Consider the following 15,077-nt stretch of genomic DNA (forward strand, 5'->3'; position numbering starts at 1 on the left):
CCATAGTCGGCACCATGATTGCGGTAATGGAAGAGACTAATGTTCCAGTTAGGGGCAAGACTGTCTAAGAAGCGCATTAGTGCCCCCGGGCGCTCTGGAAACTCAAAGCGATAAAGCAGTTCATCCTTGGCTAGCGGGGAGCTACCACCCACCATATGACGTAAATGTGCTTTTGCAAGTTCATCATGACTAAGATCAATGGTTGCAAAACCAGCCTTCCGAAAGGACTGCGCAATCAATTTGTTGTCGCCCGCCTTTTGTGTCGAGATACCTACAAAAATATGTGCTTTGTCTTGATGGGCGATGCGGTAATTAAACTCCGTGACATTACGCTTGCCTAGCATTTTGCAAAAGGACTTAAAGGATCCGCGCTCCTCTGGAATGGTAATCGCAAACACAGCTTCTCTAAACTCACCAACATCCGCACGTTCTGCAACAAAGCGGAGACGACTAAAGTTCATATTAGCGCCACAGGCCACTGCCACCAACGTTTGATTGGCCAACTGTTCACGCTCAACATAGGCTTTTAACCCAGCCAACGCGAGCGCACCAGCCGGTTCTAAAATCGAGCGCGTGTCTTCAAATACATCTTTGATTGCTGCACAAATCGCGTCGGTATCAACACGAATGATTTCATCTAATAAGTCACGACACAGGCGGAAAGTTTCTTCGCCAACCAGTTTCACCGCCGTCCCATCGGAAAACAAGCCAACATCTTTTAATTCAACACGGTGACCGGCTTCGATAGAACGCGCCATCGCATCAGAATCATAGGTTTGCACCCCAACCACACGGATCTCTGGTTTCAGCCGCTTGATATATGCCGCCACCCCAGCAGCCAATCCACCCCCACCAATCGCCACAAATACGGCATGAATTGGCCGTGTGTGTTGGCGCAAAATCTCCATAGCAATGGTACCTTGCCCCGCAATCACATCAGGATCATCGAAGGGTGGGATATAAGTTGCGCCGGTTTTACGGGTCAGTTCTACCGCATGTTGATAAGCGTCAGAGTAGGAATCACCATGCAACACCACCTTGCCACCGCGCCGACTGACAGCATCAATTTTAATCGCCGGTGTGGTCTGTGGCATAACAATCGTGGCTTCACAACCTAGCTTTTGAGCCGACAGCGCCACGCCTTGGGCATGGTTGCCAGCGCTGGCAGTAATCACCCCACGGGCTAACTCTTGGCTGCTGAGTTTGGCCATTTTGTTATAAGCGCCGCGAATTTTGAACGAGAATACGGGTTGGAGATCTTCACGTTTTAATAAAACGGTATTGCCAATGCGACGCGATAAATTAGGCGCAGGATCGAGCGGGGTTTCCGTTGCGACATCGTACACATGGGATGTCAGGATACGTTCAAGATAATCTGTGATCATGATAGTCAGCAAAAGAGGTGAACAAATTGTGCAGTTGCAACAAGCATAACAGGATTTTGTTGTTTCGATAGCCAAATAGCGGACGAAATTGCATCATGCGAGTTGTAAATTTTCATTAAAATTATCAAGATTAGTTAAAATGTCTCTTTTACAAGAAACTTGGTTTTGGGTGTGGATTATTGCAGCCCCCATCATCACGGTGATTGGTATGTTGGCGCGGTTAGCTCGACGCGAACCCCCACCTCGTTTGCCACCCACCACAAAACTATCCCCAACAGAAGAGGACGACTAAACTGGCGGCTTTGCGTGCCTGAGTTTGAGAAAGGATGACGATGTTTTTTCCACAACGCAGCTTTCCTGCCACCCGTTTTCGTCGGATGCGACGGGATGATTTTTCGCGCCGATTAATGCGTGAACACACGTTAACCAGCGATGACCTGATTTATCCGGTGTTTGTCTTAGAAGGACACGGGCGGCGTGAAGCAGTGAATTCGATGCCGGGGGTGTATCGGCAAAGTATCGATGAATTATTAAAAACAGCAGCCGAAGCAGTCGCCTTAGGCATTCCTGCCTTGGCTTTATTCCCTGTGATCGAATCGGGTAAGACCCCCGATGGTGATGAGGCATGGAACCCAGAGGGATTGGTACCGCGCACCGTGAAAGCCCTAAAACAGGCTTTTCCTCAGTTGGGTGTCATCACGGATGGCGCACTCGACCCTTATACCAGTCATGGTCAAGATGGCCCGATTGATGAAAATGGTTATGTCTTAAACGATAAAACCGTGTCAATTTTGATCAAACAAGCGTTGTGTCATGCCGAAGCAGGGGCAGATGTGATTGCCCCCTCGGACATGATGGACGGTCGAATTGGTGCGCTGCGTCATGCGCTGGAACAAGCTGGGCATATTCATGTGCGAATTTTGTCGTATGCCGCCAAATACGCCTCTGCTTTTTATGGCCCGTTCCGTGATGCAGTTGGCTCGGCAGGTAACCTCGGCAAAGCCGACAAAAAAACCTATCAGATGGATCCGGCTAACCTCAATGAAGCCTTGCATGAAATCGCTGCCGATTTGCAAGAAGGGGCGGATATGGTGATGGTGAAACCGGGGATGCCTTATTTAGATGTGATTCGGCGAGTCAAAGACGAATTTGCCGTACCGACTTACGCCTACCAAGTGTCAGGCGAATATGCGATGCTCAAAGCGGCGGCACAAAATGGTTGGCTAGACGAAGAAAAAGTGATGTTAGAAAGCCTGATGGCCTTTAAACGCGCTGGAGCAGATGGGATTTTGACCTATTTTGCCTTAGAAGCTGCACGCGCTTTACAAAGTCGAACCGCCTAAGGAAATCGAGGATGACTACCACCCACACCCGCCCACAATCGACCCAGTTGCTGATTTGGCAACGCTTAGCCAGTGTTGCGCTCTTGGTTTTGGTACTCGGACAGATGTTGGGTTGGTGGTCATCGACAGCGCTGCAACGGTTGGAATGGTTAAGCTATGACCTACGGGTGCAAGCCACCTTATCTGGTGCGAAAGATCCCTCGCTGGTCATTATTGATATTGATGAAAACAGTTTGAAAGAGGTCGGCCAATGGCCGTGGTCACGCGAGAGAGTGGCCGAGTTGGTGACTGCCTTATTTGAACGTGAACAGATCAGTTTGTTGGGCATGGACACCGTATTTGCCGAGGCAGAAGGCGATGTGTTAGCCCAACGTTGGCAACGTCATCAAACCCGCCATCCACAGTTAGCTAATATCCCCCCGCCGCCGTCGGGGGATGAAGTCTTCGCCGACACGCTCAAACGCTATCCAGTGGTGATGGGGTATTACTTTCAAGCCCGTAAAGCAGCGGGTGATCCCGATTCATCCGGTGGTTTGCCGTCACCGGTCCCCATGACCAATCCACCGGCACAGCTGCAACAGATTGCTTGGCCACAACCAGAACGCTACACCGGCAACCTCAACCTATTGCAGCAAGCCGCCGCTGGTGGCGGTTTCTTTGACAATCCGATGGTGGATGACGATGGTGTTTTTCGGCGAGTGCCTTTGTTACAACGCTGGCAGGAGGGTTGGTACCCTAGCCTACCCTTGGCAATGTTTCATCAATTACTCGGACAACCAGCCATCACCGCAGAGATTGTGCAGGGCGGTGGCCAAGCACAGTTAGAGGCCCTTGATGTTGGCGGCTTTCGGATTCCGGTCGATGGTCATGGCGCAGTGCTTGTACCGTACTTTGGTCAGCGTGGTCATTTTGACTATATCCCTGCGGCAGATGTCTTGGCTGGACGGGTCAAAGCAGGGCGATTAAATGGTGCAGTGGCAATTCTTGGTTCCTCTGCCCCCGGTTTGTTAGACCTACGGGCCACCCCAGTACAAAGCGTGTATCCCGGGCCAGAAATTAACCTGAGCGTATTGGCTGGCTTATTACAGCAAAACTTCCGATCTGCACCACCGTGGGTGTTTGGAGCAGAGTTTATGGCTTTACTCTCGCTGGGTCTGGTCATGACTTGGCTCTACCCAAAACTGTCCGCGCTGCCTTTATTTAGCGGTAGTTTGGTTTTATTGGCGGCGTGGGTTGGGGGCAATCTTTGGGCATGGCAACAGGGGTGGCTATTACCTGTTGCATCGGGTTTGGTGTTGCTAGTTGGGCTGATGCTGTTACATCTATTGTTTAACTTATGGCGAGAAAGTCGCGAGAAAAGCTGGGTGACACAGTGTTTTGGGCAATATGTCCCGCCTGAATTGGTAGAAGACATGATGGATAAACCAGAGGCGTTGGGTTTGGAAGGCGAAGAACGCGAACTGACGGTGTTATTTTCTGATGTACGTGGTTTCACCAGCTTCTCCGAGAAAATCCCACCGGCCCAGTTAACAACGGTGATGAACCGCCTGTTATCGCCACTCACCCGCGCCATTCACGATCATCGGGGCACGATTGATAAGTATATGGGGGATGCCATTATGGCGTTTTGGGGGGCGCCGCTGCGCGATACCGACCACGCCCGCCATGCCCTAGAAGGGGCATTTGCGATGCAAAAAGCCTTACATGACATCAATCGTGAGTTTACTGCCGAGGGTTTACCCGCGCTGGCGATGGGTATTGGTCTAAACAGTGGGCCGATGAACGTCGGCAACATGGGCTCAAACTTCCGGATGGCGTATACCGTATTGGGGGATAACGTCAATCTCGGGTCTCGGATCGAAGGCCTCACCAAACCCTATGGGGTATCAATTTTAGTCAGTGAAACCACTGCTGCTTTAGTCCCCGATTGGTCGTATCGACAAGTGGACAAAGTCCGCGTAAAAGGCCGCAGTCAACCGGTATGGATTTTAGAACCGCTTGGCCCTAGCAACAGTCTTACCGCCACACAGCAACAGCAACTACAGCAACACCAAGCTGCACTGCAGGCGTATCACCAAGGCCAATTTGCCGAAGCACAGCATATATTTGCTGCGTTGTACGAACAAGATAGCCATAACAAATTAGCCGCGATTTATCTGGAACGCGCACAACATTACTTATCCACTCCACCCGCAGCTGATTGGGATGGGGTTTGGACACACACTGAAAAATAAGCACATCAGGAGTTGACGTTGATTGACGAACAAGCTGCCCTGCAAGATTTATTGCAAAAAGGGATACGTTTACCACCCCAGCCAGACATTTTGCTCGAGCTGAATGAACGGATGCAGGATGGCAATTATGACGCGGCTTCGCTCGCCACTTTGATTGCACGGGATGCCGGTATTTCAGGCATGTTATTTAAAGTGGCAGCCAGCCCGCTTTTTTGTCGTGCCAGTGCACCTGATACCTTAGAGAAGGTTTTGGTGCGGCTAGGCCTCAAGCAAACGATTAACTTGGTGCGTGCTATCGCTATCTCGAATAAAGTACCTGCTGCCAGCCGTCTAGCATTTCACCGCTTTTGGACTCGTTCGCGAGAAATTGCACAATTAGCCGCGATTATTGCGGAAGATCGGGTAACGGTCTGTAATATTTTTCCCGATCAGGCATACATGACAGGGATTTTCTTGGAATGTGGTGTGCCGGTATTGATGCAACGCTTCCCTGACTACGCCAATGCACTCTTGGCAGAAGGTTTTGATCAACCTTCGGTGAAAGAGGAAGATAAGCGGTTTAATGTCGATCATTGCACGATTGGCTATTTAGTCGCTCGCCATTGGCGCTTGCCTAATTTCGTGGCGCAGGCCATTTTGCGTTATAACGAAGTGCCACATGAAGATTTAGGCGAAGTTCGTACCGTTGTCGCGATTTTGCAGTTAGCGATTCATTGCCATGCTGATATTCACCGCAGCAGTAATCCAACATGGGATACTGTTGGCGCGGACGCTTTAGATGAGCTTGGTTTACGACAAGCAGCGCTAACAGGTTATATGGCAGATATTCGAGAAGCGTTTTTGTTGAAGGGGATTTAAATAAAGAGGAGCCAGACTTGGCTCCTTTTTATTTTTTCAGTTTATTTATTGAAAATAGCGATACCTTGTACTTTTGTTACCTCATCTGTTTTTCTTAATTCGATCTTTGTTGCTAACACCTGAGCATCAACACCTAAAAAGCGACCTTTAATATTGCCTTTATTTAGAAATTCACTTACTCCTGTAGCAGAAGGTGCAAGGCTAACGTCTAAAGGGACACCTGAATTTTTTTGTAAATTAGCGAGGCTTTGATCAGCATTAATTAACTTATAATCAATACCAGCCATTGAAAAACTCAAATCTGCACTGACTTTCTGAGTGGTAAAATTAGCAGTAATCGTACCACCAGTTAAGTCACCACTATCTAATGATGATACAAGAGGCATTAGACTATATGTAGCACTTCCTGCTGTGGGCAAATTAGTTGTTAAAGGTAAAGTCGTATTTATCACATAGAGATTATCTGATAGATCCGTCCAACCAGAAACTCTAGATGAATCAGTTGTATATCCAAGAGATGATCCCTCCCAAATACCCCAAGAAATATTATGAGTAATTGTATCCGTACCACTACCACTTACAACTGTAGTTGAACGATAAGAGGCAGGTATCGCGTGTAGAAGAGGGGTATCCTCTTTTGTTGCATAATAACGCTTACTTCCTTCAATATCATCAAACCTAATTTTATAATCTGGTTTATCCAGCTCAAGTACAGCATTTTTATAAGGATCAGGTAATCGATAAAACAATCCAGAACCATATAATAATTCTCCCGAGTTATGGGAGAGTTTTAACATGGTTGCCAGACCGTCAATTTCTGTCATCACTGCATCAGGATCTCCAATTTTTCCTGCATAAATTGAGTGTCCAGATGCATTAAAGTCAGAACCAGAGTAACTCATTGATACAGTTGGATAGTCATTACTGATGTCTGTCAAAGACACATTAGCAAATGAGAAAGTACCAGCGTAACCTGTTACTGACGGTGCATTGTCCACTGAAATTGCACCAGAAATTTGTTGAGAGGCATAGTTGATGCCCAACCACGAATCTGGACTAATTTGTGACTTCCACACACCGTCTTGATATAACTTACCTCCCGCACGCAAAAAGTAGCTTCTCTCTCCGGATGTAGGAATATTACCAGTCCCTAAAAAAACAAGATTAGAGGTAATAAAATGATTTCTACTGTCTATCGAGCCTAAACCGTAGTAGGTATTTTGCATTAAGTCGCCTGCATCATAATAACCCCATGCAATTTTGTATTTTTGACCATCTACGCCACCTAACATGATTTCACCAGCCTCTTTTATTTTGCTGGTATTACCCCAAAGGTCATCACTAGGAGAAGGCAAGCTAGTTTGGCTATTCTTGGTTTTATCTAAATCGTAAACATAATAAGAGTCACTCTGTCTATTAAATGAGAATGTCCCATAAGCTTCAAAACTAGGAGTAGCGTTAAATTTAAATGACAATGCTAGTGCGTCTGGTGAGCTTCCTCCTGTCACCATACTCCCTTTAATATTAAAATCAGCAAACACTGAATCAGGGAACTCGATATATGGAGCATCCCAACCTGCTCCATATAGATCCTGCAAAGAGGAAGAGAAACTTACCTTTCTGCTTTCACCATTGAAAGACAAGTTAATCCCTGATGCAACAGTGAACAGAGGAGAGGAAAAATCAACATAAATTTTTGAGGAGTTTGCAATAGAAAATTGGGTTGAATCGGTTTTCGTAAAGACAATTGAAGCAGGATTAACCTGAAAGGCTCTAACACCTAACCCTCTTATATTAGAATCTGTGTTGGCGGCTGTAAATGTTGCTACAGGCAAAATCTTTTCGGCAATAATATAGTGATAATTTCCAGCATTACCTGCCGCAGCCGATGTAATATATTCTCCCCCTCGGTAATATCCCCAATAAATTTTATTTGTTGTATCTGACCCTATCCCGTAAGCTTGTTTATCTGCCAATGGTTCAAATACCGCAGTATCGGCAGCAGTTTTACCAGGAATACTCGTCAAAACAGGCTTATTATCCTGAAGCTTAAAAGTTGGCATCCCAATATCAACACCGGGTTGACTGACACTGGATGAAGTAGGCAATGGCTCTCCTTCACCATTTTCACCATTCGACAGGGGACGAACTCGACCCGCCATCGGTGCGACTGCAGTCCCTGCAGGTCCAGTAATTGACATCACCCCGCTATCGCCGTTTAAGACTGGGAGAGGTGTGGGTGTAGGAACTGGTGTTGGTGTGGGTGTTGGAACCGGAGTGGGTACAGGCACCGGAGTGGGTTCTGGTGTAGGAACTGGTGTTGGCACAGGCACCGGAGTGGGTTCTGGCTTAGGAACTGGTGTGGGTACAGGCACCGGAGTGGGTTCTGGCTTAGGAACAGGCGTTGGTACAGGTACCGGAGTCGGTTCTGGTGTGGGAACAGGCGTTGGTACAGGCACCGGAGTGGGTTGTGGTATAGGGGCTGGTGCAGGCGGGTTGGTGTTGGGTAACCGTCCTAACTGCTCTGTAGTACGGCTTTCCTGTGTCGCACCGGTCAAGATAGATTGTGGCCCCCCGTCCTGACCAAACTGGTCACCCGATCTAGGTGTATTTCCCTGATCGGGTTGGGGTGCCGGTGGTAAATCTGACGGAGGGTTGGTTGCGGATGAACCACTGTCACCGCTACCACCACCGGAGCCACCGCCACTCACACCCCCTTGATTATGACTGCTGCTTTGTTGATTGGCGTTCGCTGGCACTGTTTGATCTGAATTCTCAAACAGACGAATAAACTGCGGTGCCAGTTGTGGCACACTCTTGGCATCAGGTACATACACTACATCCCCCGCTACCATCGGCAAACTACCGCCCCCCGAGGTCAATTCAGCACGACCTGTCGTCACCAAGGCATAAGTACCCGGTGCCACATCTGGCAATTCAGGCAACCCTTCTGGTGGGACGTAAATCAAACCAATCACAGTGCCACGAATCCCCATCGTCGCCACTGGTGTGCTAAACGTCACATTAGCAGGCACTCGCTTACCCACCGCGCCGGTAATGGCACGCAAACTGCCTTTTAATAAAGTGGAAGCTTGCTTTTCCGTGTTGGGGTTGTTGGGATTTTCTTTATAGTCATCAATGCGGTATTCCGTCCCGGGTCGTAACGCCACCAAGGTACCATCAGTAAATTTCACTTGTGCCGAGCCAGCTGCACCCGTCCGCACCAACTCTTTGGTAAACAGTTGTGCACCACGTGCAGCAGGACGTTCTTTATTTTTAACGTCAATAATTTTGACTTCGCCATGCACAAACAACAGATTTGCCGCAGGATCATTAGCGGCAAGGGCCATACCACTTGAGAGTGCCAGCAACAAACAACCAGACAATAAACGTAAGCTATGACCCGAACGGCCACGCAGAGGAACCAAGGAAAGGGCAAGGGCGGTATTCATCAGGTAATCTCTTTACATCAAAAGAAGAAGGTGCTGGACAACTGCATCAAGTTTTGACGATAGGTATAAAAATCGAGGTTAGAGGTTTGGTGGCGACTTTGGCCACGCAGCGCCCAATGCCAAGTGGGTGTGGCATACCATGTCCAGTTCGCACCATATTCAAAGACGGTATCGCGGCGAGAAATATCACTTCGGCTTTTGTTATAGAGCGTGCCAGCAAGATAATCACGGTCGTGTCGGACATCGGCAACATGAAAATCCAAACCGAAACGGTGTTGTTGGGTCAATTGATGTTCAAAACTGACATTGGCACGAACGCGGAACGTGTCACCGTTAATCCGTTTTGCCTCAGCCAATTCTTTTTCTGTTTCTAGGCTAGCTTCCCACACCGTGCCACTGGTGGGACGATAACGAACCCCCAACATCCCCCACGGTGCACGATAGCTATTGACGCTTTCTTCAAAATCAAAATCACGCACGCCTACTTCGCTGTACCATGACCACTTATCATCTAGCCCTTGCTGCCAGCGAACCGCCAAGCCCTGATGCGTCCGATAACTTTCACCATCCAACCATAATTGACTCGCTTCAACGGCAAAACGCAAACTGCGTTCAGCGGAAAACTCTGCGTTATATTCACCCCGCACTTGCACGATATCCATATCGTATTGCTTGGCAAATTCGTCTTGGTTACGCCGTGCCAACGCCGACACACTGGCGGACATCCAATCACCATTCTTCAGCGGAAATTTTTGCCAATAGGCAAAACGGGCATTGGCAAAGTTGCTACCACTTGGGGCAAGCGGAATCGGCAAGTTAAAGACTGGAAGCAGTAAAGTTGTGGCTGGATAGCTACTGACATTGCTGTCATACCCAACGTCTAGCCCCACCATCACCACCCGTGTCTCAAATTTCTTCCCTTCTCGGCGCTGGTCAATAATCTTGCGATACTGAGCCAAGGCTTCGCGAGCAGCGGGAGGCGGATTGAGCTTTTCAACTTGTTTAATTTCATGTTCGGCCAGCGAATCCATATTCTGTTGCAAATAAGCTGGGATCAACTCCATCCTTGCACCAGCATGGTTAGGGTTTTTATCAATCACCCGCTCTAATGCAAAAATTGCATTGGCGTAATCCGCATCGCGTAGATATGCCACACCTAGCCAATAATCAAAATCAGGATCGCCGGCAAACTGAGCTTCTGCACTCTTTAAGCGGGAAATCGCTGATTTATACTCACCACTCTTAATCTCTTCCATTGCCGAGTTTAAACGATCGTTTAGATTTTCTGCCGTAGCTATCGGTACATGGCTGAACAGTAACAGAGCGGCACAGAGGCAAGATAAACGGCTTCGCATAGCAATCGATTCCAAAAGAAAACAAGAAAGAGAAATTAAGCAGAGGTTTTATTCAGCATCATTTCCATCCCATGATGCAATAAGGTATAGCCATTTTCTGGAAAATAATCCTGTAGTTGTTGCGTGATTTCCTCAGTTTGTGAGGGCTTTAAATGAGAAATCCACAACGGGCAAGGATGTTGCATTTTTTCATGTAAATGAAATAATGATTTTGGGGTAATGTGTTTTGATAGATGCGCTAAATCGGCCAAGCGATCAGGAAAGGCACATTCAATCATTAAAGCATCCAAACGGCCTAACCCATTTAGGGTGTTGAGCAAATTGGTATTTGCTGTGGTATCACCTGTAAATGCAAACCGCACGCCATCCGCCTCCACCAACCACCCACAACATGGCACAACATGCTCAACCAAAAAGGGGGTTAACCTCAGTTCTTCGGCTGCTAGAGGATGAGGATACGTCACGGGATGCAGTTTCAATACCGGATGTTCGGCATTAGGCAGCACAGTAAAGTCGGGCCACACCGACCAATTAAAGATATGCGTCTTTAAAACAGAAATGACTTCAGGTAAAGCAAACACTTCAATCGGTTTTTGCAAAAACTCATAACAGACATCAATCAATAATGGCAAAAATGCAATATGATCTAAATGTGCATGAGTTAAAAATACTCTTTGAATTTTTCTCAATTCTTCATTGGGCAAATTACCTAAACCACTTCCAGCATCGATTAGTGTATGGTCATTGATACGTAGGCAGGTGGTGTATAGTCCTTTCCCAATCCCTCCACTGGCGCCAAGTATTTCAATTTTCATCATTATTCCTGATATTGTTTCTGCCACAACGCCTGTAAACCGGGTAAATTATTTAAATCCACCTCATCAATTTGTTCTGGTTGCAAATATTTCTCAGCGTAGTGTAAGTACACTTTCTCGCCGACAAACACAGCAAATAACTCTGGATCAAGATGTTGGTCTTCTACCATGCGGCCCATGATGGTCAATGCCATCGACAGCGGCATCGGCTTTTTATAGGGTCGCTCATGGGCGGTCAGTGCTTCAAAGACATCCGCAATCCCCATAATGCGTGCAGGCACCGACATCTGTTCTCGGGTCAACCCACGGGGATAGCCTCGACCATCCATTCTTTCATGGTGACCACACGCATATTCCGGAACACGACGCAGATGTTTTGGGAAGGGGAGCTGTTCGAGCATACTGATCGTCATCACCATATGCCCTTCCATGATTTTTCTTTCCTCAGCATTCAATGTCCCTTTGCGAATACTGAGATTCATCAATTCATCTTCGGTCAACGCGGTCAGACAATCACCCGCCATATTGACCCAAGAACGCGCAGCAATTTCTTGAAGACGGGCTAAATCTTCGTCACGCATAAACTCACCGCCCTTGTTGCTGCGTTGCAAGAAAGCAAAATCAGCGGCCAACTGCGCCAGCTCATGTTGTAACGATGCATCCTCAGGCAAAGCCAAGCCCTGTTGTGCCGCCGTGACACAGCGTTGCAAATGTGCGATGTGTAAATCACGGCGTAAAATCTCAATACGCAATGCCACCATATCAATACGATCGATAAACGCTTCTAATTTGGTGGATTTTTCCATCACGTGATGAGGCGTGGTGACTTTGCCACAATCATGTAACCAAGCAGCAGTCGTCAGTTCGTAACGATCGGCTTCCTGTAGCGAAAAATCAGCCAACCCGGGCAAATCAGACTGGCTGGCGGCTTCGGCAAGCATCAGTGTTGCTTCGGGGACACGGCGGCAATGGGCACCGGTGTGCGGTGATTTTGCGTCAATCGCACTGGCAATCACCTGCACAAAGCTATCAAATAAATTGCGTAACTCAGCAATTAAGCGTTGATTGGTCAGCGCAATGGCAGCTTGCGAAGCCAAAGACTCAGCAATCTCTTGGTCGGTGTTATCAAAAGCAATCGCTTTACCGGTTTCATCCAATTTGTTAATCAGCTGCAAGACGGCCATCGTCTCACCTTCATGATTACGCAGTGGAATGGCTAAAAAAGAGCACGAACGGTAGCCAGTACGCTGGTCGAATGCCTTGGTTCCAGCAAAGTCAAATCCCTGTTCGGTATAGGCATCGCGCACATTCACCGTTTTATCATGCAGCACCGCATACGCCACCACCATCTTTTCATTCGGCGTGCCATCGGCTTGATACAGCGGTAACACCGGAAAACGATTCCCCACCGGTTCGCCGGTACCGCCCAAATGGATATTCAAGCTATCGTTCTGCACAATAGCAAAGTGCAAAGCTTTGGCTTCAGGTTCGTACAGATAAAACGTCCCTGCATCTGCCCCCGTTAAATCGCGAGCACTGTTTAAGATCATTTCTAGTAAACGGGCTTGATCGCGCTCTGCCGATAGCGCAATACCAATCGCGTTCAAACGCCGAATGCGCTCAATATCGCGCACAGAAGAGGTCACCTCAGTCATACCTAGCTTTCTCAATATCGGGATAGCAAGCGGATACCGTCCCATCTCTAACAGAGGTGAGCCAATTCCATGCCAAATTGTACGTATTTCTGTTCGAGAATCAGTATTTTTTTAACTTAACGTCTTAGAGAAATTTTTTGTCATCAAAATTTAACCGTAGTGACTAAAAAAACCTATTGCAACTATTTTTAGCATCATTTGTCTTTTTATTGATTAAGGTAAAAATTTTGCTGCTTTGTTTGTGATATTATTGATATTTTTAATTTTCATAGAATAGAGCTTCATCAGCTATGCAAAATATCCGGATAGGACTTCGTCTGAGTTTTGCCTTTGGCATTATGATTTTCTTCGTGGTGGTCATGTTGTTGGTGCAACTGACTGGCGTTTCTGCCCTGCGTAATCACCTGAACAGTGTGGCAAAAGACCAAAATCGCATGGTCGAAGCCGTGACTGCGCTGACCTATAACTTACAGATGCAGCGCACTTTGTATCGTGACACAGTGATGTATCCCGATGTGGCAACGAAACAAAAAGCCGTTGAAAAAATGCGTCATACGCGGGCCGAGTACGACAAGATTCTGCAAAGCATCACTGAACATTGGCAAAGTTATCCCCCCGGCCCCGAAGAAAAACAGCTATTAGAAAAAGCTGCAGCACAGCGCGTAATATCTGAACCTGTCATCGACAAAATGATGCGGTTTGGGGTGGCTGGGGATGTTGAGGCGGCGATTCGAGTGATGAATGAAGAGCTTATCCCTGCGGTACGCCCTTGGCGAGAAAGCCTTGAGGCTCTCATTAAAGCAGAACAAAACCGTATTGAAAATGAATTGGCTACAGCAGAAGCCACCTATTACAGCGCCCTGTATTGGGGAATAGGTACAGGCTCGTTGCTGTTGATTTTGGCTGTGGTCGCTGGCAGCTTGATCACACGCAGCATCACCCAACCAATGAAAAATATGGTGCATTCAGTGAAAGCCGTGGCACAAGGTGATTTAACAGTAACCTTGCCAACTGCAGGCCGCGATGAGACGGGTCAAGTCGTTTCCGCCATGCAAGAAATGACACATCATCTTTGTAGCAGTGTTCGTAGCGTGCAAGGGGGCGTTGACCAACTAGAACAGTTGGCCAGCTGTCTCTCTGATATGGCTAACCAGCTGTTGCAATCGGCGCGTGACCAATCGCGGGCATCAACTGAATCGGCCTCGGCGATTGAAGAATTGTCAGTCAGTGTTGGCACTGTCGCCGGCACCAGTCAACAAATGTATTACAGTGCCGAACAAGCGGTTGAAGTGGCGCGTGAAGGTAAACAGCAACTGAGTTTACTGACGCAAGAAGTCAACAGTATTGAACACATCGTGCAGCATATCGCTGGCTTGGTGCATGGCTTCCTTGAGATGAGCAACCAAATCACCAGCATGACCAGCGAAGTACGCGACATTGCCGATCAAACCAATCTCTTAGCATTAAATGCAGCAATTGAAGCCGCACGAGCCGGTGAACAAGGGCGCGGTTTTGCTGTGGTGGCGGATGAAGTGCGTAAACTCGCTGAAAAATCGGCAGAATCGGCCAATCAAATTGATCGCGTCACTCGCATGTTGAGTCAGCAATCACAATCGTTGGAAGACTCAATTCAACAAGGTCTCACCACCTTAGACAACAGCCGTCAGGTGGCAGCAGGGGTCAACCAAGGGATTGAGCATACCGAACACACTACCGTTGTAAGCTGCCAACAAGCGGCGAGCATTGCCGATTCGGTCAAAGAACAACAAGCCGCCAGCCATGCCTTAGCACAAAATATGGAAGCGGTGGCTGCGGCAGCAGGGCACAATGCCGTGGTGGCGGAACAGCTTTCTGCCCAAGTGCAAACCCTATTGCAATTGGCTCATGTCTTAACACAAGGTATCCGGCACTTTCGGGTATGAGGCATAATGACTCACCCCGCTTGAAACAAGCGGGTTCGATTTACTCAAACAGGACACA

At 47.8% G+C, this 15,077-nt stretch carries 10 protein-coding genes; 5 read left to right on the forward strand and 5 right to left on the reverse strand.

Annotated features, from left to right (window positions below):
* A partial coding sequence (gene ilvA / locus ACTBZS_RS06920) for a threonine ammonia-lyase, biosynthetic (RefSeq protein WP_463043664.1) occupies positions 1–1,385 on the reverse strand: 1,385 nt, incomplete at its 3' end.
* A gap of 139 nt (positions 1,386–1,524) precedes the next feature.
* Between ilvA and ACTBZS_RS06925 the strand changes: the two genes are divergently transcribed.
* The 4 genes from ACTBZS_RS06925 to ACTBZS_RS06940 are packed head-to-tail and all read left to right on the forward strand — an operon-like array spanning position 1,525 to position 5,820.
* On the forward strand, positions 1,525–1,677 hold the full coding sequence (locus ACTBZS_RS06925) for a hypothetical protein (RefSeq protein WP_463043665.1): 153 nt from the start codon (positions 1,525–1,527) through the stop codon (positions 1,675–1,677).
* A gap of 40 nt (positions 1,678–1,717) precedes the next feature.
* Positions 1,718–2,728 (forward strand): porphobilinogen synthase, encoded by a 1,011-nt coding sequence (gene hemB, locus ACTBZS_RS06930; RefSeq protein WP_463043681.1) that lies wholly within the window; start codon positions 1,718–1,720, stop codon positions 2,726–2,728.
* Between the two features lie 11 nt (positions 2,729–2,739).
* Positions 2,740–4,962 carry a CHASE2 domain-containing protein gene (locus ACTBZS_RS06935; RefSeq protein ID WP_463043666.1) on the forward strand — a complete coding sequence of 741 codons (2,223 nt, stop codon included), beginning with the start codon at positions 2,740–2,742 and terminating at the stop codon, positions 4,960–4,962.
* A gap of 18 nt (positions 4,963–4,980) precedes the next feature.
* A complete protein-coding gene (locus tag ACTBZS_RS06940) occupies positions 4,981–5,820 on the forward strand; it encodes an HDOD domain-containing protein (protein ID WP_022654024.1) in 840 nt (279 codons plus the stop codon).
* 41 nt (positions 5,821–5,861) lie between these two features.
* Here ACTBZS_RS06940 and ACTBZS_RS06945 read toward each other — a convergent pair whose 3' ends face one another.
* From ACTBZS_RS06945 to ACTBZS_RS06960, 4 genes are read right to left on the reverse strand one after another with little or no spacing between them, the layout of a single operon-like run.
* On the reverse strand, positions 5,862–9,272 hold the full coding sequence (locus ACTBZS_RS06945; protein ID WP_463043667.1) for a FecR family protein: 3,411 nt from the start codon (positions 9,270–9,272) through the stop codon (positions 5,862–5,864).
* 17 nt (positions 9,273–9,289) lie between these two features.
* Complete coding sequence (locus ACTBZS_RS06950) at positions 9,290–10,627, reverse strand: tetratricopeptide repeat protein (RefSeq protein WP_463043668.1); 1,338 nt, start codon at positions 10,625–10,627, stop codon at positions 9,290–9,292.
* A 35-nt stretch (positions 10,628–10,662) separates the two neighbouring features.
* Positions 10,663–11,442, reverse strand: coding sequence for a 3',5'-cyclic-nucleotide phosphodiesterase (locus ACTBZS_RS06955; RefSeq protein WP_460430981.1), 780 nt, complete (start codon positions 11,440–11,442; stop codon positions 10,663–10,665).
* Positions 11,443–11,444: 2 nt separating this feature from the next.
* Positions 11,445–13,097, reverse strand: a complete 1,653-nt coding sequence (locus ACTBZS_RS06960; RefSeq protein WP_463043669.1) for an HD domain-containing phosphohydrolase — start codon at positions 13,095–13,097, stop codon at positions 11,445–11,447.
* A 290-nt stretch (positions 13,098–13,387) separates the two neighbouring features.
* Between ACTBZS_RS06960 and ACTBZS_RS06965 the strand changes: the two genes are divergently transcribed.
* Positions 13,388–15,019 (forward strand): methyl-accepting chemotaxis protein, encoded by a 1,632-nt coding sequence (locus ACTBZS_RS06965; protein WP_463043670.1) that lies wholly within the window; start codon positions 13,388–13,390, stop codon positions 15,017–15,019.
* Positions 15,020–15,077: the final 58 nt, after the last annotated feature.

The organism is Aquaspirillum sp. (assembly GCF_055136605.1).